At 39.2% G+C, this 26,074-nt stretch carries 25 protein-coding genes and 1 tRNA gene; 9 read left to right on the top strand and 17 right to left on the bottom strand.

The window, feature by feature from the left end; translation table 11 throughout:
- Positions 1–34: 34 nt before the first annotated feature.
- From LX64_RS13170 to LX64_RS13160, 3 genes are read left to right on the top strand one after another with little or no spacing between them, the layout of a single operon-like run.
- Positions 35–1,066, top strand: coding sequence for a S41 family peptidase (locus LX64_RS13170; protein WP_111598110.1), 1,032 nt, complete (start codon positions 35–37; stop codon positions 1,064–1,066).
- Positions 1,063–2,190: a sensor histidine kinase gene (locus LX64_RS13165; protein WP_111598109.1), complete on the top strand. Its 1,128-nt coding sequence runs from the start codon at positions 1,063–1,065 to the stop codon at positions 2,188–2,190. Before LX64_RS13170 ends, LX64_RS13165 begins: the two co-directional genes overlap by 4 nt.
- On the top strand, positions 2,180–2,875 hold the full coding sequence (locus tag LX64_RS13160; RefSeq protein ID WP_111598108.1) for a LytR/AlgR family response regulator transcription factor: 696 nt from the start codon (positions 2,180–2,182) through the stop codon (positions 2,873–2,875). The genes LX64_RS13165 and LX64_RS13160 overlap by 11 nt, the downstream gene beginning before the upstream one ends.
- Positions 2,876–3,038: 163 nt before the next feature.
- Here LX64_RS13160 and LX64_RS13155 read toward each other — a convergent pair whose 3' ends face one another.
- From LX64_RS13155 to LX64_RS13135, 5 genes are all read right to left on the bottom strand, one after another.
- Positions 3,039–3,932 (bottom strand): hypothetical protein, encoded by an 894-nt coding sequence (locus LX64_RS13155; protein WP_111598107.1) that lies wholly within the window; start codon positions 3,930–3,932, stop codon positions 3,039–3,041.
- A gap of 494 nt (positions 3,933–4,426) precedes the next feature.
- Positions 4,427–5,407: a lipase family protein gene (locus LX64_RS13150; RefSeq protein WP_158538611.1), complete on the bottom strand. Its 981-nt coding sequence runs from the start codon at positions 5,405–5,407 to the stop codon at positions 4,427–4,429.
- A gap of 294 nt (positions 5,408–5,701) precedes the next feature.
- Positions 5,702–6,460, bottom strand: coding sequence for a helix-turn-helix domain-containing protein (locus LX64_RS13145; RefSeq protein WP_245952643.1), 759 nt, complete (start codon positions 6,458–6,460; stop codon positions 5,702–5,704).
- An 86-nt stretch (positions 6,461–6,546) separates the two neighbouring features.
- The gene (locus LX64_RS13140; RefSeq protein WP_111598104.1) at positions 6,547–7,518 is read right to left on the bottom strand and encodes an aldo/keto reductase; all 972 of its coding nucleotides are present in this window, start codon (positions 7,516–7,518) and stop codon (positions 6,547–6,549) included.
- Between the two features lie 116 nt (positions 7,519–7,634).
- Positions 7,635–8,108 (bottom strand): GNAT family N-acetyltransferase, encoded by a 474-nt coding sequence (locus LX64_RS13135; protein WP_111598103.1) that lies wholly within the window; start codon positions 8,106–8,108, stop codon positions 7,635–7,637.
- 141 nt (positions 8,109–8,249) lie between these two features.
- Between LX64_RS13135 and LX64_RS13130 the strand changes: the two genes are divergently transcribed.
- Entirely contained in the window at positions 8,250–8,645 is a 396-nt protein-coding gene (locus LX64_RS13130) for an ACT domain-containing protein (RefSeq protein WP_111598102.1), read from the top strand.
- A 77-nt stretch (positions 8,646–8,722) separates the two neighbouring features.
- On the opposite strand, the gene LX64_RS13125 is transcribed toward LX64_RS13130, so the two are convergent.
- On the bottom strand, positions 8,723–10,162 hold the full coding sequence (locus tag LX64_RS13125) for an SDR family oxidoreductase (RefSeq protein ID WP_111598101.1): 1,440 nt from the start codon (positions 10,160–10,162) through the stop codon (positions 8,723–8,725).
- A 315-nt stretch (positions 10,163–10,477) separates the two neighbouring features.
- Here LX64_RS13125 and LX64_RS13120 point away from each other — a divergent pair, with 315 nt between their 5' ends.
- On the top strand, positions 10,478–11,536 hold the full coding sequence (locus tag LX64_RS13120) for a ligand-binding sensor domain-containing protein (protein WP_111598100.1): 1,059 nt from the start codon (positions 10,478–10,480) through the stop codon (positions 11,534–11,536).
- A 493-nt stretch (positions 11,537–12,029) separates the two neighbouring features.
- On the opposite strand, the gene LX64_RS13105 is transcribed toward LX64_RS13120, so the two are convergent.
- From LX64_RS13105 to LX64_RS13060, 9 genes are all read right to left on the bottom strand, one after another.
- Positions 12,030–12,521, bottom strand: a complete 492-nt coding sequence (locus LX64_RS13105) for a hypothetical protein (protein ID WP_111598097.1) — start codon at positions 12,519–12,521, stop codon at positions 12,030–12,032.
- A 643-nt stretch (positions 12,522–13,164) separates the two neighbouring features.
- A complete protein-coding gene (locus LX64_RS13100; protein WP_111598096.1) occupies positions 13,165–13,656 on the bottom strand; it encodes a hypothetical protein in 492 nt (163 codons plus the stop codon).
- 254 nt (positions 13,657–13,910) lie between these two features.
- The gene (locus LX64_RS13095) at positions 13,911–14,204 is read right to left on the bottom strand and encodes a hypothetical protein (protein ID WP_111598095.1); all 294 of its coding nucleotides are present in this window, start codon (positions 14,202–14,204) and stop codon (positions 13,911–13,913) included.
- Positions 14,205–14,710: 506 nt separating this feature from the next.
- Positions 14,711–15,022, bottom strand: coding sequence for a hypothetical protein (locus LX64_RS13085; RefSeq protein ID WP_111598093.1), 312 nt, complete (start codon positions 15,020–15,022; stop codon positions 14,711–14,713).
- 212 nt (positions 15,023–15,234) lie between these two features.
- A complete protein-coding gene (locus LX64_RS13080; protein WP_111598092.1) occupies positions 15,235–15,558 on the bottom strand; it encodes a hypothetical protein in 324 nt (107 codons plus the stop codon).
- Positions 15,559–16,747: 1,189 nt separating this feature from the next.
- Positions 16,748–17,164, bottom strand: coding sequence for a hypothetical protein (locus tag LX64_RS13075; RefSeq protein ID WP_111598091.1), 417 nt, complete (start codon positions 17,162–17,164; stop codon positions 16,748–16,750).
- A 16-nt stretch (positions 17,165–17,180) separates the two neighbouring features.
- Entirely contained in the window at positions 17,181–17,546 is a 366-nt protein-coding gene (locus LX64_RS13070) for a hypothetical protein (protein ID WP_111598090.1), read from the bottom strand.
- A 5-nt stretch (positions 17,547–17,551) separates the two neighbouring features.
- On the bottom strand, positions 17,552–17,725 hold the full coding sequence (locus LX64_RS26040; RefSeq protein ID WP_158538610.1) for a hypothetical protein: 174 nt from the start codon (positions 17,723–17,725) through the stop codon (positions 17,552–17,554).
- A gap of 424 nt (positions 17,726–18,149) precedes the next feature.
- Positions 18,150–18,223 (bottom strand) — tRNA-Pro (locus tag LX64_RS13060).
- A gap of 808 nt (positions 18,224–19,031) precedes the next feature.
- Here LX64_RS13060 and LX64_RS13055 point away from each other — a divergent pair.
- The 3 genes from LX64_RS13055 to LX64_RS13045 all read left to right on the top strand — a co-directional run bounded on the left by LX64_RS13055 (position 19,032) and on the right by LX64_RS13045 (position 21,138).
- A complete protein-coding gene (locus tag LX64_RS13055) occupies positions 19,032–20,150 on the top strand; it encodes a 5-(carboxyamino)imidazole ribonucleotide synthase (RefSeq protein WP_111598088.1) in 1,119 nt (372 codons plus the stop codon).
- Between the two features lie 5 nt (positions 20,151–20,155).
- Complete coding sequence (purE, locus tag LX64_RS13050; RefSeq protein ID WP_111598087.1) at positions 20,156–20,653, top strand: 5-(carboxyamino)imidazole ribonucleotide mutase; 498 nt, start codon at positions 20,156–20,158, stop codon at positions 20,651–20,653.
- A gap of 209 nt (positions 20,654–20,862) precedes the next feature.
- Entirely contained in the window at positions 20,863–21,138 is a 276-nt protein-coding gene (locus tag LX64_RS13045) for a hypothetical protein (protein WP_262511793.1), read from the top strand.
- 68 nt (positions 21,139–21,206) lie between these two features.
- Here LX64_RS13045 and LX64_RS13040 read toward each other — a convergent pair whose 3' ends face one another.
- Positions 21,207–22,313: a cadherin repeat domain-containing protein gene (locus LX64_RS13040; protein ID WP_148707308.1), complete on the bottom strand. Its 1,107-nt coding sequence runs from the start codon at positions 22,311–22,313 to the stop codon at positions 21,207–21,209.
- A gap of 248 nt (positions 22,314–22,561) precedes the next feature.
- Here LX64_RS13040 and LX64_RS13035 point away from each other — a divergent pair, with 248 nt between their 5' ends.
- The gene (locus tag LX64_RS13035; RefSeq protein ID WP_111598084.1) at positions 22,562–24,976 is read left to right on the top strand and encodes a TonB-dependent receptor plug domain-containing protein; all 2,415 of its coding nucleotides are present in this window, start codon (positions 22,562–22,564) and stop codon (positions 24,974–24,976) included.
- A 5-nt stretch (positions 24,977–24,981) separates the two neighbouring features.
- Here LX64_RS13035 and LX64_RS13030 read toward each other — a convergent pair whose 3' ends face one another.
- On the bottom strand, positions 24,982–26,025 hold the full coding sequence (locus LX64_RS13030) for a DUF3626 domain-containing protein (protein ID WP_158538609.1): 1,044 nt from the start codon (positions 26,023–26,025) through the stop codon (positions 24,982–24,984).
- Between the last annotated feature and the right edge of the window lie 49 nt (positions 26,026–26,074).

Here is a 26,074-nt window from a genome sequence, read left to right as displayed (position 1 = left end):
CGGCCCCTAGTTTCGCTGCATAAACTATTCATACATGAAGAAATTACTTTTAAGCTTAGCATTTATTACAACAGCTACCGGGTTACAGGCGCAACACAAACTATTCGACTCTGTATTCACCCTCATTCAAACGAAATCCGTTTATGCCAACACCGTCAACTGGGATTCGATTAAACCGGTTGTTTACAAGCAAATTGATGATACGAAAGCTGATAGCATAGAAGCGTTTATCCCAGCCGTAAATAAACTACTACAATCGCTTGGCGACATGCATAGTAGTATTGCCTATAAAGGTCAATACTCCGGCAACCCCGATGCCTATGCTTATGTGCGCAAAAAGATCGATTCCGTTACGTTAAAAGCTGCTTACAAGGGATTAGGCAGTTTACATACAGTGCTACTGAAAGGGAATTATGGGTATATAAATATCCCTGTAGCAGGGGTTGAGCCTACCGAAGATATGAACGCTGCTATTCAGCAAATTAATGGTATTGCGCAATCTATTGCCGATTCGTTGAGTACTTTATTAAAGCAACCATTGAAAGGATTAATAGTTGATCTGCGTTTGAATGGAGGTGGTAGTTCCCCCGCACTTGTGGGAGGACTGGCAGCCTTATTACCGGCGGGTACTTGTTTCGCCTTCTCAAATTACAATGCCTCTAAAGATGCCATGGTTTTAAAGAATGGCAGCTTGTTTTACGACACTTTGCAAATGACGCGCCTAACGAATGTACCTACAGTACCTAAAAAGTTACCCGTAGCAGTACTTATAAATGGTTATACCACAAGTGCAGGAGAACACGTGGCGATTGCACTGAAAACCGTTCCTCGTTATAAATTCTTTGGCACACCAACAAGGGGACAAATTACAGGGAACGAAAGTATCTTTTTACGTAAAGACCTTGTACTTAGCTTGTCGACCGCATGGGCCGAGGATGGTTTAGGAAGGAAATACCCTGTGGATGTACAACCAGATGTATTCATCACAAAAGGCTTTAACTTTGAAGATAAAACCAAGGACAGCTGTATATTAGCTGCTATAGAATGGTTCAAGACTAGCAAATGATGACTTTTATAACCACGCTGAAAAGCAGTTTCAACAAACCGAGGATCAGTTACTGGAAGGTATGTGCCGGGCTGGGCGTTCTTCTATTGGTTATTAATGCGAAAACCTTTTACGAAATAAACTCCTTACCCGATAAAGCACAACGGGCCTTTTATCTTAAATGGCAGTTTAGTTGGCTATATCTTGTGCAGCAGGTACTGTCGCTGGTGCTCGTTTCGTTGTTAGCTTTTCTTGTATTCAACGTGGTGTACCAATTAACGGTACAAAAAGCGAAACTATTCACCTTTGTGAAGGTTTTGTTTCCTTGGTTGGTGATCATGGTGTTGTTGGATAGTTTGATAAATTATTTCTTCTACCGCGAGACCTTCCAATTCATGTGGCAGCATTTTATTGCCTATTCGCCGGAGTTATTAATGGGGGGTGCGGTACTGGCTGTTGCCAGTGTTATTATCGTGAAAGTGGCGATTACGAATGATATATCGTCGAGGAACCGCGAATTGGAGTTGCAGAATACGAAGTTAGCCTTAGAAAAGGGGAAAGCGGAAATGGACTTATTGAAGGCGCAGGTGAACCCGCACTTCTTGTACAACTCTTTAAACTACTTGTATGCGAAGTCGCTGCCACATTCGAAAGATTTATCGGAGGGTATTATGGTGTTATCTGAAATTATGAAATATGCATTTCATAACCCGGATATGGAAGAGAATGGGATGGTGTTGTTGAAAGATGAATTGAGTTATATCGAGAAATATTTGCGCATGAGCAGCCTCCGGTTTGGCGCTACCTTTCATGTGAAGTTTGAACAAACGGGCCATACTGGGCAGTTAAGAATTATTCCGTTTGCCTTGTTTACCATTGTAGAGAATGCGATTAAACATGCAGATGCATCCGACCCGGCACAGCCCATTCAAATTAAGTTACAGGTAACGGGCGAACAGTTGCTGTTCAGTTGCGAGAATAAAAAGAAACCCAGTCATGCGTTGAAAGAAAGTACCCAAGTGGGGATCATCAACCTACGCGGCAGGCTAACGGCTGCATATGGCCATGGTTACGACTTACAAATCAACAACGGCACTGATCATTATTATATTAAACTTTTGATTACCTTACAAGATGGCCATTAAAGTACTCGTAGTAGATGATGAAGCGGCAGCGATCGACGTGCTGAAGTATTATATTGATATGACACCTACCCTATCGTTATTGGCAACTTTTACCGATAGTAGGCAGGCCATACAATATTGTATGCTGCACGATGTAGACTTGTTGCTTTGTGATATAGAAATGCCATTGATGAACGGCCTCGAGGTAGCGGAGAAACAACTGGGTAAAACCGCTGTAATCTTCACTACAGCACATACCAATTACGCGGTGAAAGCATTTGAATTAAACATCGTGGATTACCTCGTGAAGCCTATTAGTTATGAACGGTTCTTACAAGCCATCAGCAAGTATAAAGAGCAATTTCCAACAAGCGTAGATGATCATTTCTTTGTTAAAACAGGTACCAAAGGTCATTTAGAAAGAATCAACATCGCCGACATTATTCATGTAGAAGGCGCGCGCAATTACGTAACGATTTATCATGGTACTACACAAACGATTACCTTGCTGAACTTAAAGGATTTGGAGCAGCGATTACCGGCGAGAGATTTCCTTCGCATACAGAAGTCGAGCATTGTAGCCATTAAGCATATTAGTGGTACGAAAGGAGGCTCAGTATTGTTAACGAATGGTAACCTCGTGGTTATTGGGCCTACTTACAAGGAGCAGGTGGCCAAGGTGATTAATAGTAAGTTGATTAATTAATTCGATCATATAGATGAATAATTCCCCGTTTCTACTTGTAGAGTCGGGGTTTTTATTTGATATACACTTCTTTTCTTGCCTGCAAGGCAATTGTTTGCCGGTATGTGTAGTTCATGTACACACATGTAAGATGTTTCAGCAGTATTCGTGTTAATTATGTTGGCTATTCCAATGGATGATAGGCTTGTTGAAGATACCTTGCACGCTTTATCATGCGCGGGGTACGTATTTTTCTTTGTGCAGGTTGCGCGATTGGATGCTTGGTAATTTGCGGCTTTTCTTTTGCTATTGTCGTAACAATTGCTGTTGCAACAGGCTTGGGGAATACAGCTACAACGGCCATGGCATTGAATTTACCTGCCATAATTTTGTATTCGCGGTTGTTGATCATTTCTATAAACACGATGCCTACGGAAACGAACAAGTGGCGTGGGTCGTTCGGTGTAAAATTGAAGTTGAAGGTAATATCTTCAAATTGGTGTTTGTTCAATGGTAAAGCATCGGTGGATAGCGGTATACTATCTACGTCGTTGCTATCGAAATTAATAGCATGGAGTGTTGCAACTAATTTACAATGCGTGGCAGACTTGGGAGCATGCAGTTTTTGAGTAGGTTTGAAAGCAGGGATTGTTACTTTTCCTTCCCCCGAAACCCTATCTATCATTACATCGTAACGAGCCCTACAAGCGCGGTTAAAAGCAGTAGATTGATTGAATTCAAACCCCTTCATCATCAGTACATCACCCTCCTCTACGGTACGTTCACCCCGGATATTAGTAATATCACTTTTAAGTACTTGTAATAAGCGAGAAGAGAGCCTACGATACATAGAAGGGCTGGGTATGTGGGCCATGATATCTGCAAATGCTACACGAATATCGGCGGCCACTTGTGCAGCTTTACCAAATTCTTTACGATGCGCACGGATGGCATCGTACTGCTCGCCTGCCCATTTGTTGACTTTCTTATTGGGTGTAGTGGCTATGAAGCCATTGGTGGTTTTGTAGAAAGACACTTGTTCTAAGTGCTTACTGTACAAGGGTATAACTTTTCCCATTTGGATGAAAATTAAGTGGATGAAATAATAAAATTATCATAATAATACCCCCAAATTTGGGGCCTAAAATGTACATCCTGACAAAATTGCTAACCGCTGTACACCAATACTATAGCCATATAGAGAAGTAATATGTACACGTACTAGCACACCAAGTAAATGATAGTGATTAATATATTGAAACAAAGGGAATTATAAGTGAATTACATGGCGATTACATGGGAATTACATGGCGGCAATAGGGAGATTACATGGGCGTTACATGAGGTGTATTGCGTGGTATTTTTGGCCCTGTTATGATAAATGATTGGTCATCAATACATGCTTACTTCTGCCAATGGCGTATTGATGGAAAACCTATATGATGGCAAAACTGCACCTGCTTTGTATGCAATTTACATACATGGGCTTATGTTTCATAGCGTTCGTTCTATAAATTTTCTATGAGATAAATAAGACTGGAGGTGAGTACTTCCAGTCTTATTTCTTTGGTATTATTTAGGCATCACTCTACATCTTGCATCATCCCCGGCGCTAATGATATTAGCATCTTCATTACCCTCTATTTTTTCTAGTAGGTATTTATAAACAGGGAGTTGGTGTGCGCAGGCGAATCCTGTTTTGGGATTATGATTTACATGCTCATCGTTTGTAGAATCAATGGCCATGCCACCGGCAACGTGTTGGTAGATATTTTCGCCATTTTCTTTGTGTACTGGGTAATTAGGCACATCGTCTTCTACATTAAAGATACGAGCGCTGCCTGTGATATTTTTGTTAAAGGTGGAAACAAAATTCGCGTCGCCGGGCATGGGCGATGCAAGCGTGCAAAGGTAAAGGCTTAACTTATTTGCTAGCGTGCGATTGGCTGTTGCGGTGGCAGCAAAATAGGTTGCTACGGCAGCACCTAGGCTATGTCCCATGACTGTTATTTGCGCGGTGGATACATTGATGTGTTTATCAATATTAGCTGCAAATTCGCTGAGAGGGATATGTATTTCGTTGTTGGTACCGTCGGGCAAGGTGATCACCCGGGCATTTTCAAAAATTTTATAGAAGCCTTTGGGTACGCGTGCTGTTATGTTCGTATACTCTTTGAATGTTACGGGGGCACTTTCTTCATCTTTATGGGTTTCAAATTTGTCTTGCGTACCTCTAATGGCTATGACTACATATTTCGACATTTTATGCTGGGCAATAAATCCAAAATAAGAAAAGATGGGCGTTAAGTTGTCCATTTCTTTTACCTGTATGTTGTACAGTATTTTGAACTTGCTAAGGAATCCGCGGTCTACCAATAGTGCATAATCATCGTCGTCGCATATATTTTGATATGCTTCTTTGGAAGGATTAGGATTGGGTGCATTATTTTCCGTTGCCCGTTTGTTAATGCCTACTGCTATTGCAACTAGTTCAGCCGCAGTAATGGCATCGGAGTAAGTAATGGCTGCAGATTGTACTGGAGGTTGTTCCATAAGTGTATTAATTTTTGAGAAGTGAAAAATGAAATGATTACGAGGTTTGAACATCGATGTTGAAGTACTACATAAAGCGTTATGACACATACATGAGATGTGTGCTACAAGTAATGGTAATTTTCTTTTTGAGATATTGGGTAACGAACCTGGGGGTATTAACAACAACTTTTACCAGATTGTTTAAACTACTTATTTATCGAGCGGGAAGTATGGTTGTATAGGAAAGATACACATCAAGGACGCATTTGCACCCTTGATGTGTATAGATGAATGAAACTGTATACTGTATGTTCAACTTTGTGGTAGCCATTCTGTGGGGGCACTGCCATACTTTTTCTTAAAAGCATGAGAGAAATGCGAGAGGCTTTCGAAACCCAATTCGAGGTAAATCGAAGAAGGTTTCAGGTTTTTACCGATGAGATGTTTTGCTTCGATGAGCCTGCGTTCGAGTAGCCACTGCCTGGGTGGCATACCGAATATTTTTTGGAAATCGCGTTTAAACCCGGCTAGGCTTCTCCCGGTGAGGCGGGCGAATTGTTCTACGGGGATGTTGTAATGATAATTGGTTACCATGAACTTCTCTAAATCAATTTTATGTGGTTCGGAGAAGTCGAACAAGAAAGTTTTCAATTCCGGCAACATATCCAACAGTAGATAAACCGCTTCTTTCACCTTTAGCATCCCGATAGAAGTCGTGATTTTCTTTTCCGGGTTACGAACATAGGGCAATAGCGATTGAAAGAAAGCATGCATAAAATCGTTGCCTTTGATAAGCATGGCGCCTTCGCCGGTATACTTTTCTTTTATATCGAGCTGTTCTTCCAATGCAATTTGCCGGAGTAGGTCTTCTTTTAGGCGGATCACAATGGTTTGGTACCCGATTCCATCTGTAGGTACCTTGGTGAGTTCGCCTAATTGATTTTTACGGATTAAGATGAGGTTACCCGCTTCCGTTTCTATTTGTTGATGCGCTGTTTTTAAAGTAAAATGCCCGAGTGCTTGGTATACGAGTGTATTATCTTCCATAAAGGCTACCTTTTCCTTTCTCATTGTTGAGTAATAAGAAAAGAAAATAACACCGGGCAGTATTGTAGTGGGTTGCAACATATGCTAAAGTTACAAAACTGGAAGCATGATTAACGTTGAAGATACGTGCCGCCAACGATAGCGCCGGGTGCGAAAGTAGTGTTTAGCGTTTCCAGCTCTTGGGCGGTGAAGGTAATGGCCATAGCATCCATATTTTCGGGCAGCCTATTGCGTGAGCTCATACTTACTAAAGGCATGATATCGTTACCTTGGACGTTTACCCAAGCAATGGCCAATTGTGTAGGTGTATACCCTTTATCGTGGGCCATTTGCTTTAACACTTCTACCTTTTCGAGGTTCTTTACGAGGTTTTCGCCGAGGAAGCGGGAGAAATGGTTTTGGTAGGCATTCGCAGGTAAAGGAGCCTTTAAATCGCCTGTTAGCAAACCTTCGGCTGTATTAGCAAAAGCTACTACACCAATGCCTAGTTCTTTGGCGGTTGGGAGTAAATCGTGTTCAATTTGTCGATCAGCCAGCGAGTAACCAATTTCTAAGGCAGATACGGGATAGATGTTATGAACTTGGCGTAATTGGGCCGGGGTAATTTCAGATACACCTAAGTAGCGCACTTTTCCTTCTTTGATGAGGTCGGCGACTGTACCGATGATTTCTTCTGTAGGTACGCTATTATCGAGCCTGCAGGGTTGGTAAAGATCAATTACATCGGTTTGCAAGCGAACTAATGAGTAATTGATAAAGTTGCGGATAGATTTGGGGCGTAACTCTAAGCCGATTGGCTTACCGCCATCGAAAATAGCGCCAAACTTCACACTGATAAAAGCTTGGTCTCTTCTACCCTTTAAAGCCTTTCCTATGAGCATTTCATTATGCCCATTTCCGTAGAAATCGCCGGTATTAAGGAAATTAATGCCATTGTCGAGTGCCTCGTGAATGGTGGCAATACTTTCTTGTTCATCGCGTGCTGGGGCGCCATACAGTGGCGACATGCGCATACAACCTAAACCTAGTTTTGAAACCAGTGGACCGTTTGTACCTAAAGCGAACTTACTAATTGTTGTCATTGCTTTTTGATTTAATGTGGATACAAAGGTGGGATAAATGCGGATGTGGGTACTTGCCTGTATGGTTCAAATTGTTTGCTTGGGTGGCTCAGTGTTTACATAGTGCGTAAGTCCATTTAATGTTTATCCAACAGCAGTTTTAACCCAATATGACTATCAACGAAGCCTAAAGATTCGTAAAACTTCAGAGCGCCGGGGCGTTTTTTATTGGTTGTTAATTGCAACATATGGCAACCTTTTTCTTTGGCGCGGGCTATTGCATAATGAAACATCGCTGTGCCAATGCCCTTTCCCCTATAAGGTGTCGCCACCCGTACTGCTTCAATTTGTGCTCGTAGGCCACCCTCGTATGTGAGGAATTGTAGAAAATTGAGATGGAAGGTGCCGATAATTTCACCTGCTAATTCAACAACAGTTAATTCTGCAAATGGGTTTTGCTGAATACGTTCGAATGCCTGGATATATTTTTCGCCTACGATAGGCGTAACCTTTTCCCTAGTAGCCCCTAAAGGGTCGTCGGCCAGCATCTCTATAATTTTCTCTATATCTTCTTTTCTCGCTAAGCGTTCAATAAGTTTCGATCCTGTCATGTGCATTCATTTGCTTGTTATTCAAAGATAACCATTCGGTATTAGTTGTTGCCAGGGCTTGATTTTTATCAAATGATAAAAAATTGCAAAACGGTTTCTTAGCCCCTAGTTAATAGCTATTTTTGGTGAAAGGCATAAACTATGAATGGAGAAACGCAACTATCGACATTATTAAAAACCATGCAGCCGGTATTGCATGAAGGCGCTTATGTATTCTGTACAGTGGATCTACCTACCCTGCCGGTTGATTTTAACGAGATACTTTTCAGTTTTAAGGAGCAAGAAGGTACTACGTTGGTGCTGCAGCAAGCAGTGGCCGATCGATTGGAATTGCCTTATGGGTATGTAGCGGCATGGATTACACTAACGGTACATTCCTCTTTAGCAGCGGTTGGGTTAACGGCGGCTTTTTCCAGTGCATTAGCGAAACATGGGATTAGTTGTAATGTAGTGGCGGGGTATTACCATGATCATATTTTTGTAGCGCAGGAGGATGCAGTGAGAGCGATGGAGGTGTTAGAGGAATTGGGGAGGTGAAATGGAAGATACAAGGGATTACATGGAACAGCCTGTACCATATAGTGGCAGCTTCATTGATTTTAATGTAAGAGGTATTAATTACTTGTTGTAGATGTATGATTACCCAACAATGCATCGATCATTCCATTAAAGATAAAATAGTGGAATGGTAGCACGCTATACCAGTATAATCGTCCTAGTAAGCCTTTGGGTCGGAACGTGGCTGTTTGAATTAGTTCTCCTTCGTTTATCTTGAACTCTAACCAGGCTTCGCCGGGCAATTTCATTTCTGCAAATAGTAATAGTCGTTTATTGGTTTTATCGGCTACAATTACGCGCCAGAAATCGAGCGCATCACCGCTGGAGATACTGGACTTATGGGTTCTGCCTCTTCTCAGGCCTACTCCACCAAAAGCCTTGTCCATGAACCCGCGTATTTTCCAGAGCCTATTGCCATAATACCAACCCGTTTCGCCGCCAATACTCCAGATTCTTTGTAATACTTCCTCTTCGTTATGCTGAATAACACGACGTTTAATGTCTTTAAAACAGCCAAATACGGGCACTTCAATATTGCCTATCATTTGCGGATTGGCGTTGGATGCACTGAAGGCATCTTTCCAGCTACTAATTACTTCCTGTTGTTCTATTTTTTGGAAGGCAAGTTCTACAGATTCTTTATAGGTAAGCAAAGAAATGTTTAGTTGGCTGGCCAGGTTATTAGGGCGGCAAACAACATCTACTTTCATGCTATTGACTAGGTTTACAGCTAATTCGTAGGAAGTGGAGGTAACGAAATACAACCAATAGCTGGATAAGCGGGGTGTCATGACCGGCACAGTTATAATATATCTTTTCAGGCCACGTACCTCTGCAAATTGCAATAGCATTTCCTTGTAGGTAAGCACTTCCGGGCCCCCGATATCATAGTCTTGGTGATATGTTTCCGGCTTCAGCATGATGCCTGTAAGAAAAGCTATTACATTTCGAATACCAATGGGTTGGCATTTTGTATTGACCCATTTAGGGGTGATCATAACGGGGAGTTTTTCTACCAAGTCGCGGATGATTTCGAAGGAGGAGCTGCCTGATCCGACGACGATGCCGGCGCGTAATACGGTAGTGGGTATTTTGCCTGCCCGTAGTGCTTTTTCTACTGCCAGCCGAGAGGATAAATGTTTTGAAAGGTGCGCGGCATTGACGATGCCGCTGAGGTAAATGATTTGTTGGCAGTTGGTAGTTTCTACCAGTTGCAGGAAATTATTTGCGGCTTGTAGTTCTAACGCTTCAAAAGAGGTTCCTTCTCTCATGGAGTGAATCAAAAAGAAAGCTACATCTATATCTTTTGGAAAACTAGCCCCGGTATTGTTAGCGGAGAAATCGACTTCTATCACTTGAACATTGCCGGGCAAATGATCGGTATGGAAGCGTTTTTTGCTTCGTACGCAGCAGGTAATTCGGTGCCCTTGTTCTGCTAATACAGGTGCTAGTCGCTGCCCTATGTAACCGTTTGCGCCTGTGATGAGTATATGCATATACTGTTAAGAATTAGATCTTCTTCGTTAATATATACGTAAAATGCAGGTAATTGTTTTTCCAGCAATATTCCTAAGCGATGAAAACTATGCATTGGACTATTTTATATAGCAGGCTATGTCTCATAAAAGAAAGTGACAGCAATTTTTACATCACAAATACTTTAGCATGCTTAAATCGCTTTTGGAAACCTAAAGGGTAAATAATCGCGCCGATGCTACTACATATGCAGGATAAATACTATTTTGTTACACGCAATACATGCGTTACCGGCTACTCCATAAAAGACAGCACTCACCCATAAACGAACAAAGATGAAATTAGCAATACTCTTAATTTTTAGTATTATACCCATTTTGATTTCGTGCAATGGGCAGTCTACCAATTTGAAGAACCATGCTGACCTTGTAAAAGAAACACCTGTACTGGGAGACACTGTAAACGAACTTGGCAGCAGTATTAGGGTGGTTTACCAAGACAAGAATAATACTTATTGGTTTGGCAGTTGGAAAACAGGTGTGTACAAATATGATGGTAAAACTTTGATACATTACACAACAAAGCATGGTTTGTATAACGATAGAGTTGATGATATACAAGAAGATAAAATGGGTAACCTATATTTTACCGGTATGAACCCTCATTCTACAATAACAAAGTTTGACGGCAAATCATTTACCCATATTATAGCCACCCCAAGTAAAGATTGGAAACTTGAAGCGAATGATGTGTGGCTAATCAACCCTACGCAAAACAAGCAAAAAGTTTACCGCTTTGATGGAAATACTCTTTATGAATTGACGCTTCCTAAGCCTCCTACACTTAGTCATCCATTTGATGTTTATAGCATTTATAAAGATAGAAAAGGTAACATTTGGTTTGGCACAAATCCAGTTGGAGTTTGTCGTTACGATGGAAAATCATTCGAATGGATCATAGAAGAAGATGTGACAGAATTTCGCCATGGAGGCGCGAATGGCGTGCGTTCAATTACGGAAGACAAAAATGGCGACTTTTGGTTCAATACCGAAAAACGCTATAGTGTTTACGATAGCGCCACTTTAAAAAGCGACAAGTTTTATACAAGACACGAAAGCATAGGCAATTTAGATGGGAAAAATACCAGCGGTTTAAATGAATACCTATCAACGGTACGCGATAACGATGACAATCTATGGTTTGTAACTTATCGTGATGGGGTTTGGAAATATGATGGGAAGAAAATAACACACTATAGGGTTCAAGATAACGCAAAAGACATTCCACTGTTCAGTATTTACAAAGACAACAAAGGTGAACTTTGGCTTGGGACGCCTGAAAATGGTGTATATAGATTTAATGGAAAGACATTTGAAAAGTTTAAACCGGCGTGATGAAAGAAGTGTAGTCCATTGGGATTAGATTTTATATTTCGTTAGCAATAAACTATTTCATTACCATTTTTCAACGCCTGGGATATCTTTTATGCTTTCATAGATAGGTACACCCGCCTCAATAAGTTTCATTATATAAAATGAGGCTAATTCGACATCCTCAATTTTTAAAAAAGAATGATTTTTGACATTAATAATATTAAAACTGTTGGTAAACCCTTTGATTAATACGTAATTGTCTATTATATGCTGAAACCTTTCATTAAATAGGTGTAGATAATATTCATTTGTCATAAAGATAAATTAGGGTTCGTTACGATTTTTTGTAAGGGAATAAAATCTGTGTAAAGATTAAACCTAACAGGCTCTTTACTGCTTGGCAAAAAGCATGAAGGAGTTTTTAGGTTACCCGGGTTTTCACCACTGGCGCTCTCTTTGAAATTGATTACTCTGCACCATTTAATTAAACCACCAGGTAATTTTATGCAAAAAATCATACCTGTTTTCCCATCACTTCATCAAGAAAATACCTTTGCTCTTCAATTGACGCTGGATACGGTAGTGAAAATAGATAATTCAAATCTATTTCGTTCCATAATTCATCGATAAACGTTGGTTTAACTTTTTTATACGTTGATGTTATAAACACTTTTACAACTTTATATATTAGTTCAATTGTTTGCAGATAGGGTTTTTCTGCATCCTTTATTAAATTATAATGAATTACGGCGCTATACATTTTAATGGACTCTGAAGCAATTGTACGTGCTCCATTCGCAAATGCCATATCTTCAAAAGTAGCCATAGGTCCTTTTTCCTGAAAATGTATAGCTAAGCTTACTTTCCATTTTCCTCCAACAATTATTCCTTTTTCAGCTAGTACTTTTTCCAAGAAAAAATTCTCAAAGTACTCCTTCACTAAGTGAGATATTGGCGGTCTCTCATTCAGTTCTCCTAGTAGTAAGATTTCAAAATATTTCTCCATTGCTATACTTTAATAAATTTACTAAGTGCTATAATAGTTATCTCGCTAATTATGAAATGTATGCATATCTACATTTTTTTGCAAAAGATCAAACAGACTGAATCAGAATAGAGACTCTAATTGTTGCCGATTGGTCAAAAATGTCTAGCCTAAAGTTTCAATGATTGCAAATTGTAAAAATAGCCTGAGGAATTCTACAGGCTATTTAAAATACCGACTTATTGTAATATTTCTAGGAAGTTTGTCCAATTGTTGAATACCAAGAAGGGAATTCTAAACATGCGCAATTTTCAATCGAAAGTATATTGTGTTCTTCAGGCGTATGAGATATGAATAATGCTATACTGGGGCACCAGGGTGTATATGACCTGGCATTATAAAACTGTGTCGATTTCTGTATCGTTATTGCCGCGGCGGCGGGGACACGATACCAAGTAATGCTGGATGGTGGCTGATAGAACGCGGCAGAAACACTGGCCGGTTGGGGGAAGACATGAGAGATCTGCCAGGTGTTACATTAAAAGCTGGTAAAGCTACGGCGAACACAGGAGAATGCAATATGCTGGTACCGCAATAGAAAAAAAGCCCGCCTCACAGCGGTTTTTTTTAGAGTCACCTTATTAAATTATTTCCTTCAAAATGCCTATTGTTGGTTATTCATTATTTCATCGACAAAATATTTCTGCTCATCAATCGGAGCTGGGTATGGTAATGATAATAAATAATTCAAATCGATCTCATTCCACAATTCATCTATAACTTCTGGTTTTACTTTTTTGTAAGTAGATGTTACAAATAATTTGATTGCCCTAAACATTAACTTAATTGTTTCCAATTTAGGATCATCTGCATCTCTAATGAAATCAAAAGGAATAATGCACTCGTATATTTTCAATGAGTCTGAAGAAACTGTTCTTGCACCTTTGGCCAATACAATATCTTCAAACAAAGTCCCTGGCCCCTTTGGCAAAAAATGTATACAAAATTCAACCATCCACTTTCCTCCAACGATTATTTTCTTTGCTTCAAACACTTTCTTTATGAAAAAATTTTCCAAATACTCTCTTACCTTATAAGATATTTCAGGTCGAAGATTTAACCTACCTAGCTGTATAATACTAAAGTATTTTTCCATTATTATAGCTTTATAAATTTTCTAAGGGCAACTATTGCCTTTTCGCTAAGGTCACCTAGTTGCCGAGAAGATACTATAGTCTACTAAAGAGAGCTTAAAAAGTGACAAAATCAACAGCAGACATAACGTTATTAAATAAGTTGGTATCACAGTAGAATAGCGCCTACTCATAAACGGGTAAGCGCTATTTTATGAAAATGCAGAATCAACTTTGTTTCAGTTTAGATTTCTTTATCATTAAACAAGCATACATGCTAGGGCTCGTTCTCTTCAAATTTAAAAAGTGGATTATCTTTATACTCGGGATTAGCCATTAAAAACCCCTCTCTTTCCAACTTAAACCATCTATCTAACTTAAAGGTATTTACATCTGCTACTAAATTCTCTAGGCTAATTTTCGATTTTTCATCATCTAATAAATCATATGGAACATTATGTAGTAAATGAGACAACCAGAATAAAGGCTTATCATCAATTTCTATTCCTTTCTCCCTGAACCTCACCAATGTAGAATGCAGGATAAATGCTAAGAGTTTACGTTCAAACATAATAACTTTGTTTTGATTTACATATCGTAGAACATACCATTACCAGGAGTATACCTTTTGTATGGAACATTTATACCTATCCTCTTCTTTGTAATTCATACAACCTTGTATTTCCGTTTACTGCTCTACCATTATGTGTGCTAATCATTATATATTCATCATCAGAAGGTTTCATTACGTTTTGTATTAATTGTTCATCGGACATATTTCTGATTGCCTTGTAATTAGACTTGTTAATTATTGTATTTTCCGGGTGCGCTAATTTAAAACTATCTTTCTTTTTTTCAAAAGACGAGGCAGTCAAAGTAGAAACGACACTTCATAAAGGTGATTATTTTTATTCTGCACATACCCTTTTAGTGCTTATCAAAGCAGCACTTGCGAAGAAAATAGAAATAGATTCTTTTGTTGTATCAATCGACAAAAAGCCCACCAATTAAATGGCGGGCTTTAAATTAAACTCATTAAAATACTTAATAAAAATACTAATATTGATTTTTCACTGATTAATCATAATACTTCTGTTCTTCAATTGGAGCTGGATATGGTAATGAAAGTAAATAATTTAAATCGACCTCTCTCCATAATGCATCAATAAATTCAGGCTTTACTTTTTTGTATGTTGATGTTACAAATAATTTAATTGCTCTATACATTAATTCAATTGTCTCCAATTGGGGTTCTTCTGAATCTCTAATAAAATCGAAAGGAATAATACACTCATAAATCTTTACAGACTCTGAAGCAACCGTTGTTGATCCATTCGCAAGTGCAATATCTTCAAAAAGTGTCCCGGGGCCCTTTTCTGCAAAGTGCATAAAATAATGCACCTTCCACTTTCCACCAACAATAATTTTTTTCTCTTTAAAAACCTTGTCTAAAAAAAAAATCTTCTAAGTATTCTCTAACCAAATAAGAAACTGGAGGTCTTTCATTCAATTCCCCTAGTTGTCTAATGATAAAGGATTTTTCCATTATTAAAATTTAATAAATTAGTAACTATTATTCTTTGTTTTTTGTATTAAGTAGACTATATTTTTTGCCACCCTGGATTTTCTTCAAAAAAACTAATTGCTGTTTCGACTAAAATTTGTTTCAGCTCTTCATCAGTCTTATTGGGATTAAAATAGACAATTTGGTTACCCCACAATACATTTGACTTCTGAGCAGTTTTTCTTTGATACCACTCAGTTACTTTAAGAGTCAATTTAGGTATATCATATGCAAGACCCAATCCATCCACATAACCTTCGATATAGCTTTTTAAGGCACAAAAACTATTATCAGAAATTATCATAAGAGGTCTACGCTTTAAAATACTTAACCATTCAATAATACTTGCTGTCTTATCCATAAACTTTATTCAAGAGTAATTTTTGGCACAATATCAAACAATAAATCATCAGTATATTCGAATATCTTCTTGTACTCATCTAATGGCATTCCTTTTAAACTATACCATCCTTCGCTACGGCAACATGATGATACTAAGACAAGGACCTGCTCCTTTAGAATAAATTACCGGTCCTTGCATAAAACCAAACTTAGGTGTAAGTTGTAAAAATAATCCTCCAATTACTTTTTGAACCTTTGCCGCAATTGCCTCATAGCCATTCAAAATTTTCTGAGTTTCCGTTGGTTTTGAAGGTAACGGAATTTTAGACGCGCCTCCAGTTTGTAGTGCTCCACTTATTGCTTTCTCTGTATATTTATAAACTGGGTCTATGTTCCATCTCCTACCTAAACGTGGATCGTATTCCCAATACTCAGCCGAAAAACTATTCCCCTCACCTTTTATTCATCACTTTTTTATTGCCCATTACAGCCATACCTATATTTATTAGCTGCGAAATTCCGACCATACATCATCATTTCGTATGTATTATTGGTTCGAATTAATCAACTATAGAATTACCATTTTGGAGAATTGCTTTTTTTCGATCTGATATGACACTAAGCACGTTTCCAAAATGATTGCTTAATCCATATATTTTCTCACCTTTTGAAAAGCTTATAGTTATACCATAATCCAAATTAGGAAAATTAATTATATTATTAGCTCTAGGGTACTCTACCTTAATAATTTCACTACTATTTCCTAATGGGCTGCTGCCATAGAGAGGTGTTTCAGCGTTAGACCAGGAGAGGCAACCATTGGCAACGATCAACTAAAGAAGTACGACCTTAGACTACCTATTTCTCTTAGTCCACAACAACTAAACAATGTAATTAATGCTATACTGGGGTACCAGGGTGTATATGACCTGGAATTATACAACTGTGTCGATATTGCCGCGGCTGCAGATGTAACAATCCCAAGTAATGCTGGCTGGTGGCTCATTGGTAGAGGAAGAAACCCGGGGCGACTTGGTGAAGACATGCGCACCTTACCTGGAACAATTTTGCAGGGAGGCAAGGCAACGAGGAACACGGGAGATTGCAATTTATTAAGCCCACAGTAATAAAAACCCCGCTCAAAGTGATCGGTCTATCTTTCTGATATTAAGTCAGTATAACACTTAATATAATAAATCCTTACTGCATTAGTCTTTTAAATCATCGTCTTTTAGTAATTCGGGATGATAAATACTATAATAATATCGTATCGCCTCTACCTTATTTCCATCATCCAAGGTAGGGATAACAAAATTATTTTGTCCTATTGACTTAATAAATTCTTCACTAAGAAGTGAATAATAACCTTTTTTCAGAAAAAAAGTCAAATAACTCACCCATATCCACCGACCGTCGGTATAATAAATAAGAGGCACTTGAGGGCCTCCTTCTTCATCACTTACGTATCTTGAAAATGGCATTATTATGACCCCATTTTCAAGATAATTGATAATCTTCACTAATGATTTTGGCTCCTCGCTTGATTGCCTTAATTCGGCAATCGATCGCCCTATTTTTATACTGCTTGTATATTCATACTCCTTTATTATTCCTACAAATTTCATATTTAATAACTTTTAATTACTCACCCAATTGTACAAATTTACCAACTGGATAGGTTTCCATACGACCAATATGAAATTGCCCATCAATTACTGGCATAAGCCCATTATAGTTTTTAGGAAAGATAGTTAGATCCCCTGTTGGAGCTATCACTTTTGCATTTGTCAATTTTGACAACTGAGCCGCCGCTCCATTTGAGAAAGCTCCTGATCTACATGACATCAATCTTATTTGGGCTCCATTTATATATCCATCTTTTAGCATCATTGAATACAATGTTTCTGCTGAAATTTTATGTTTACCAATTGTAAAATGCATCCCATTATCAGAACCAGGTATAATCTCATCATACCATCCTACTTTAGGCTCAAGGTTAGCAGACATGCCGGTTATAGCATCATCCGTCCATAAGACCCTAAAGTTTTCATCCTGCCTATGGATGCACGCCAACCTGCATAGCTGCCTAAACCACTTTGAACCATTGTAGGCAATACCCCTTCCATTAACTGCAAACTCCCTGCTTTATTCATCCATTCCGCAGCCTTCGAATTTCTTTTCATCATATATGATCCAAAGGACTTATCTACACTCATCAATTGGCCAATTGCCTCCCAATCATGACTGTTCTTAGAAGTGGTAATTAGTCCGTCAAAGTATAGATTTTTACCTTCAGTCATCCCAACCGCACTTTCACTCTTTTGATAGTTTTTAATACTGTTTGTTTCATTCGCACTTTGGTCCTACCAGCAGAGTGGTATTTCTTCGACTAAACGGTATCTAAAGCTACCAACACAAAACGGTACTACTAGCTTGCATTCAATCATTTACATTAATTTCCGTGAGACAATTTCGTGAAAAAAAAGTCTCACGGAATGTCTCACGGATATTTTGGTATTAATTGGTTTAAATTGGTATGGTGTAAAAACAAAAAAAGCCCGCAAAACATACGTTCTGCGGGCTTTTTATAACCGTTAAAGGTTGACTTAGTCGGGACGACTAGATTCGAACTAGCGACCCCTTGCACCCCATGCAAGTGCGCTACCGGGCTGCGCTACGTCCCGAACTGAAAAACTGTTTGGTTAAACAGGGGATGCAAATGTAGAAAAATAATTGAATCAAAAAAATATTTATGCACCTTTTTTTGAATTTGAAGCCACTAGGGAAATCTCTGAAAAAGCAACCAATAAATGCCAAAATGGAATACCGGATATCAGTTGGCTATGTTTTGCAATTTGGTCATCATAAACAATGCCGCCAATACATGTATAAGTGGCATTGTTTACGAGAAGTTAGTATTTTGTTTATGTCTTATTACATCAAAACTCTACATTTTTCCATTTTTAAACTGTAAATAACCATGTTTCATAAAGGCAGGTTCTTTTCCCATCCATTTGGAGCGATTTCAATACTATCCAATGAAGTTACGTAACACAGGAAATCCATATCGCTAACATCGGGATGATACACATTGTTTTTCACAAGAAAATATCCATTGGGAACTTTTGGAGAAATGTTACAATTAATAGAGTTTCCCATTTACTTCATATCTATAAACTACAACTGTTTGCTTAGAAGCGTAATTGGATTTAACAGTGGTGCCGATGGTACAAAAATAACATGTGGAATCATATCTTGAAAACAAGCAGTAATTCTTTCTCCAATCATTTTAACGGAAACCACACCATTAACATTACATAAATATCACATGCAACAATTCGCCCATAAAACGCTAAATCCTCGGTAAATGGATTTGAAAGCCCATAAATACGGCACTTAACCACCCCCTATCTCCCAATAAATCAACACCTTAGAGAATAGTATTACGATCATTTGCAATAGTTTTATACCTTTGCATCCCAATTATAGTTTATGCTCGAAAATTTGAAAGTAGGAATATTAGGAGGTGGTCAATTAGGTGGTATGCTTATTAGGCATGCTGTAGATTTTGGCCTCAGTATTTCAGTATTGGACAAAGACGCGAATGCGCCTTGTGCACGTTATACAAATTCATTTTTCCTTGGTGATCCAAAATCATACGATGATGTGTTGGCATTTGGTAAAGGACTGGATGTGATTACGATTGAAATGGAAGCGGTAAACATCGATGCTTTACTCGAGCTCGAACAACAAGGTGTGAAGGTGTGTCCTTCTCCTAGCATCATTAAAACAATCCAAGATAAGTATACGCAGAAACAATTCTTATTGTCGCATAACATACCTGTAGTACCGGGGATCGCTGTTGATGGTAAGGAAGATTTGCTGCAACTTGAAAATAAATTACCGGGCTGTCTTAAAAAGCGTCGCGATGGTTACGATGGTTACGGTGTAATGGTTTTGAAATCGGCTGCTGATATTGAAAAGGCTTTTGATGCACCATCGGTGTTGGAAGAGTTGGTAGATATTAAGCATGAAATTGCGGTGATTGTTGGTAGGAATGAACATGGCGAGATTAAGTGCTATGATGCTGTAAAGATGATTTTCTCTGGAGAGAAGTTTGTACTTGAATTCCAAGAGGCACCGGCGCAATTGGAAACGAACATCCTACAAGAAGCGACAAAGTTAGCGGAGAAAATCGCGGATGCTTTACAGTTGGTAGGTATTTTGGCAGTTGAAATGTTCGTTACTAAAGACAACCAAGTAATTGTGAATGAACTGGCACCACGACCACATAATAGCGGTCACCACACCATTGAAGCCAGTACTACTTCCCAGTACGAACAATTATTACGCGCTATTTTGGGCTTACCGTTGGGCGATACGACCCTTCACTTGCCATCATTAATGATGAACATACTTGAAACGGAAGGCTTGAGTACGAACAGGCAAGAGAAATTTAAACAGGTATTGTCCATCCCGGGTGCTCATATACATTGGTACGGTAAGAAAGGTAACAGGTTAGGTAGAAAAGTGGGACATATTACCATTACAGATACCACCATGGATAGCATTGTGGCAAAAGCTGAAACGATTCGGAAAATTTTAAACTAATAAATATGAAACAGGTAGAAGTAGGCATTATTATGGGCAGTAGTTCAGATGCGCCTATTATGCGTCAGGCGATCGAGGTGTTGAAGAAATTCGACATTGCTTACGAATTCAACGTGGTATCAGCACACCGCACGCCGCAAAAAATGTTTGATTACGCAGCTACCGCTGAAGAGCGTGGTTTGAAAGTTATCATCGCAGGTGCCGGTGGTGCCGCTCACTTACCGGGTATGGTGGCAGCTATTACTACTTTACCGGTAGTAGGTGTTCCAATCAAATCATCTAACTCCTTAGATGGTTGGGATTCACTTTTATCTATCGTTCAAATGCCGGCTGATATTCCAGTGGCTACAGTAGGTGTAAATGGTGCACGCAATGCCGGTTTATTGGCAGTACAAATTTTGGGTACTAGCAACCCAGAGTTGAGAAAGAAATTAGCTGCATTGAAACAAGAAAACAATGAGAAGGTGGCTAAGCAAAACGAAACTTTAGATCAATTCGAATAATCTATCATTATAGATAGAAAAAGCCCCTTTCTACAAGTAGAGAGGGGCTTTTTTGTTGCATTAATAATGAATTCAAATGAAGATTTAGTCGTTGTGCTAAGTAGTATATTTTCTTACATTTATAATAAACTCTTATGAAACAATTTCCCCTAGTTCTACTACTTTGCTTTGCCGGCATTATAGCAAAAGCATAAACCTCGAATGAACTTATTGGTAAATGGAAATTGATAAAAGAAACAAAAAACGACATCACTAAAACACCTGGATCAACCTACCAAGTTTTTATGAAAAATGGGATATTCCAAGGTATCAGCGGCAACAAATCTAGGAAAGGTAAATGGAAACTGTCAAACGACAACCAAGAATTAACGATTAAAATCTGTATTATTTCCATTAAATTTTCTGTTGATTATTTTGATGCGAAGCGACGTATAACAAGTAGCAGCGAAACGGGGACTTTAGAATATGAAAAAGTTGAAGAATAGGTTATTGGTATCTATAAATACATAAAAAGGGCATTTTCTTGAAAGAAGATGCCCTTTTTATGTATTCTTTATTCTTCAAGTTTAGACATATTTAACGTCATTGTTGCCGAAAACTCCAAGCCAACTGTAGTAACAGCTTTAATGGTGAGTTTGTAGCTTCCTTCAGAAAGTGTTGTATTCTTCAAAACAGTAATGGCGCCTGTATTTGTATTGAGTGTGAAAATGCCCTCTTTATTATCGAAGGCTTTACCATCCTTTTCAATTGCTGTAATGCTGAAAGATGATGTATAATTCTCGGGGTATAAGGTAGGTGCTGCAGAAACGTAGGCATTCGACAATGCGATGTACACTTGGTTTGTTAGGATAGTTAAATCGTATTGTGGGTAATAAGTTCCATAGAAGAACTTGATTTGCGGGATGAAGATTACGCGCAATTTTCTTGTTGCTATTTCAAAACCATCTTTTGTAAACGATGAAACTAAGTCGTAGGCTTGTTCCGCTTTCTTCTTTGGATCACCGGCGTTTGCTTTGAATTGAATTTTATTACCGGTAAGGATAATGGCAGAATCTGCGCCTTTTTTGTCGAGTGACCAAGCGGTATTGGTAGTTGGTAAGCCTGTAGCATCTAGTTCAAAAGTAGCCCCGGCATCGGAGTATAAAACGTAGGCAAAAGGGATATCGGCGCTATTATCGAGTCCTTTGATATTGAACTTAGTGGGTGCAATGGTAACGTCGACTGTTTGTTTACCTGTTAGTGATTGATCGGTCGTATTTACCATGAGGGTGACTTTATAGCTGCTTGGTAATTGCTGACCATTGATAGTAGATTTTGCGGCGTTGGGATATAGCAGGTTACTGTTGACATGTATTTTACCACGTACTCTATCTACAGTAATTGCTTGGGCCAATTTATCGTGCAGTTTTGTGTTTTGATCGATTTGTACATTGTCGTTTCCTGTAAATGCTAGTGAGAAGTTTACGTTTGATTGGTTTGTTAGCGCTGTTGGGATATCAATATCCTTTTCCTCCCCGTAAGTAAGCGAAAGTGTTGCAGGTAAATTGATCGTGACTTCTTTAGCTTGTTGCTGTTCATCCTTCTTACAAGACGCAAAAATTGACAACAAAATAGCACCAGGCACTATCCATCTTAAAGTGTGTTTGTGTATGAAATCCATCTGGAAATATTTTCCGCGAATGTATATGAATATTTCATAAATGCAACATTGTTTCATTTTAAAAATAGGCATTACAAGTTTTTTTGAAAATAATTGAAGTCATTTTGATATATGATTATCAATCATTTGCAAGCACAAATATTTATAATTATCTAGTTAAAATTTGCAACAATGTTTCATTTGTTAAATTGAAGCCTATATTTGCTTCGCCAAAATTCCAGGCATGCGACGACTAAATTTCAACAAAAATGTTCCTGCAACACTACCCTTACTACTTACTCACTGTTACTTTATTCACCATTGCTGGAAATGCATTTTCGCAGCAACAAACAATAAAAGATTCCTTACAAACCAGGGATCTTCGCGGCGTTACCATACACGGTAAAACGAATACGGGTGAATTACATGCTACAAAAATTACAAGGAAAGAATTGGAAGTAATACAATCGGCTACTTTAGGTGAAACACTCAACCGAATTCCAGGTATTCAGAATTCCTACTTTGGCCCAAATGCTGGCGCACCTGTTATCCGGAGCCTCAGTGGTAACCGTGTGCAAACACTTTCAAACGGGATTTCCATGAACGATCTTTCTGGTATTAGTCCTAATTTAAACGTGCAAACCGATATGGATAACCTGCTGGGCATCGACGTGTATAAAACCGGGGCTAGTATCTTATACGGGGGAAAAGCAATTGGTGGCGCTATTAATCTCCACGATAATACCATCCCCAACAAGCGATTTCCACAAAAAATTACAGGCTTCGCCACAGGGGAAGCATCCACTAACAATGGTTACAAACAGGCATTCGATCTCAATGGCAACATAGGCAAACACTGGGCTTGGCACTTCGGTGGTATGAATCACTGGAATAAAAAAGTTAGGATTCCTGGTAATACAAAAGCCCCCATCGCATTCGATCCTACTATCGACAACCTCACTCAAACAATGGCACAAGTAACGGTCGATAAGGAAATTATTCGAAACCTAAGTGTATATCCCTACCTCAGTCAATTCGTGCTCGATAATATGAACAATCCTGCATGGGGCCTCAGCGAGGCCGATTTATATACGTTCCAAGAAACGTCTATGGTGGATGGCAAAGCTGTTCAAAACCCGAAAAACGACAAATACATTCCCGGGCAAGATCCCAATACGCCATTAACTACTACCGTTATAAAAGGTATTTATGATTATTCGCCTGTTACTAAAGGCATTATGCCTAATAGTCATTCAGAAGCAAGGTCAGTGAACGTGGGTACTAGCTATATTCGTGATCATTTTTACGCTGGTATTGGTTACCGTGGTGCTTATAGTTATTACGGCATTCCTGGGTTTGCTTTACGCAAACTACCAGGGCACAGTCATTCGCATAACGACGGCTCTTCGCATGTTACGCCCGGCTCTATGGTATATCGACCGATCAACGTGGAATCGCAGCAAAACAATTTCTTGTTTGAATCGGGCTGGAGCGAGCCAGTGAAAGGTATTTCATCTGTAAAAATTAATTACATGCTACAATTGGCAGATGATCGTGAACTAACTGGTCGTGCTACAAATAATCGATTTCAAACAATACGACATACAACGAGATTGGAGATTGAACAACAACCCTTGTCCTTCTTGAAAGGTATGAGTGGTATCGATTTTGCACATGCCAATATCAAAGGTGCCGGTGAACAGCGTTACCTGCCGGATAATGAAAGCCGTGATTACGCAGCTTTTACTTTACAGCGTGTGGAATTTCGCGCGTTGCATGCCGATGTTGGGTACCGTTACGAAGTAGCAACACGCCGAGCCACAACGGGCAATGGTTATACCCCTAGTCGCGGCTTAGCCGGGGGAAAGCTATTACCGCGAGATTTTCATTTACAACATTTCCATGGTGGTTTACAATGGGATGTATATAAAATCGGCTACCTGAAAGCATCTTATATTCATGCAGAACGTGCGCCGGGTGTGAATGAATTATATGCAGGTAATAACCATTATGCTATTATGCTAGAGGAAAATGGAGATGACCGCTTGAAAAAAGAAATCTCCAACACGCAAGAATATACAGCCGGTATCGATTATAAAGGCATGCGTATCAGTATTAGCCGGTATCAAACGATCTTCAACAACTACCTATATTTAGCCCATACAGGCATTTCCCGTTCAGGCGGATTCTTAGTGAAAGAATGGCGACAATCGGATACGAAAATAAATGGTTGGGAAGCTGAGGCGGTTTATGCAACAACTATCACTCCAAACATGACAGGAGAAATTGCCTCCTACTTCGATTTAGTAAAAAACAAGAATAATTCAGACAATACCATGCGGCAATGGGCCGAAGGCGATTATATGCCTAATATGCCAACTAGTAGGTTCGGTGCTTCTACAAAATTAAATTGGCGTACATGGACGTTGAATATCATGTTTGATCGCTACTTGGAGCAACGTTACCTAGGTAAAAACATCAACCCCGAGCCTCCCATGCCTGCCTATTCGCTGCTAGCTGCCAGGGTTTCTTACAAAAGCAATATCAAAAAAATGGGTATAGTGTATTACTTGAGTGGAAATAACTTATTGAACACAGAAGCACGGCCGCAAAATTCCTTCTTAAAATACCTAGCACCATTACCCGGAAGAAACGTGGCGTTTGGTATAAAAGCAAGCATTTAACCTAATCAAGTGCAGGCATGCACAGGAGTTCCAAACTTTACTAAACAATGCCACGTATATTTTGCCAATTGAAGCAATTCTAATGATTCATAGTCTGCAACAATTTGCGCATTGGTAAGTGCTTGCCCAATTACGTAGGCATTGATGATACCATTATGCGCAATCTTCCTGGCAAAAGTTTGCGTAGCAATACCGCGAAAATTACCGGGTACATCCGCTGCTTTTAACGCGTAGCCGGGATGCCAGCTAAATGCGAGGTTGTATTGCTCCGCAATGGCGTGGAAGGTTGCTTCATATGGTGTTGACTTAAACGAAGCATCTGCCACAAGTGCTGTTACATCTTCTTTCAAATCGACAGGGCCATGTATTTGCGTTTCGATGTAAAAATCAAGATTGTGCGTACGGGGTTCGGCTATCATGTTGGATGACAATGCAGCAGTTGTACGTTGCATAAAATCTTGTATACTTTCATACGTCAAACCCAGTGCAGTATTCCTAGTAAAAATATCTTCATACAGCTTGGCATAGATCATCGCCAGGTTGTTAGCCGTTCCTAGTTCCTTTGGCAATAAATACGAATCACCATAGGTGAACGTACAACGCTCTTTTAAGCCCGGTTTTGTTACAAAATAACAAGCGCCAAATCTTGGAGAAGCGCCATCGGCAGAACCAGTAAGATGCAGCGAACCATACTTAGGACGGTCGTTCAGGTTGGTACCATATATATCTTGGAATAGTTGATTTTCCCATGTATACCTATCACCTCCTACTTTAGCGGTTAAACTGCCAGCAGATGTATTGGTGGCATATTGGTTTTTATACTCACCGGAGGTAAGCAGGTTGTTGATAATAGAGGTTTGCTGTGTTGTTAGCCGGTCGGGGTGAAAATGAATATTGATAGCGGCTTTATCTCGCACCAGTTCATGAAATATTACATGTTCCTGTTCGGAAATGTTAGAGAAGTGAAGGATGGATTTAAGGTTTGCGTTGGCGGCGGCTGAATGGTGGGCAATGTAAGTGTCGGTTTGTTGTAACAGTTTTTCTATCATGCAGTAAGGGTGGTTGGGGAAATGTAAGGTCGACATAATACGCCGACCT

It is taken from the genome of Chitinophaga skermanii (assembly GCF_003259335.1).
GTDB classification, from domain to species: Bacteria; Bacteroidota; Bacteroidia; order Chitinophagales; family Chitinophagaceae; genus Chitinophaga; species Chitinophaga skermanii.
This window is presented reverse-complemented; position numbering and strand designations above follow the sequence as displayed.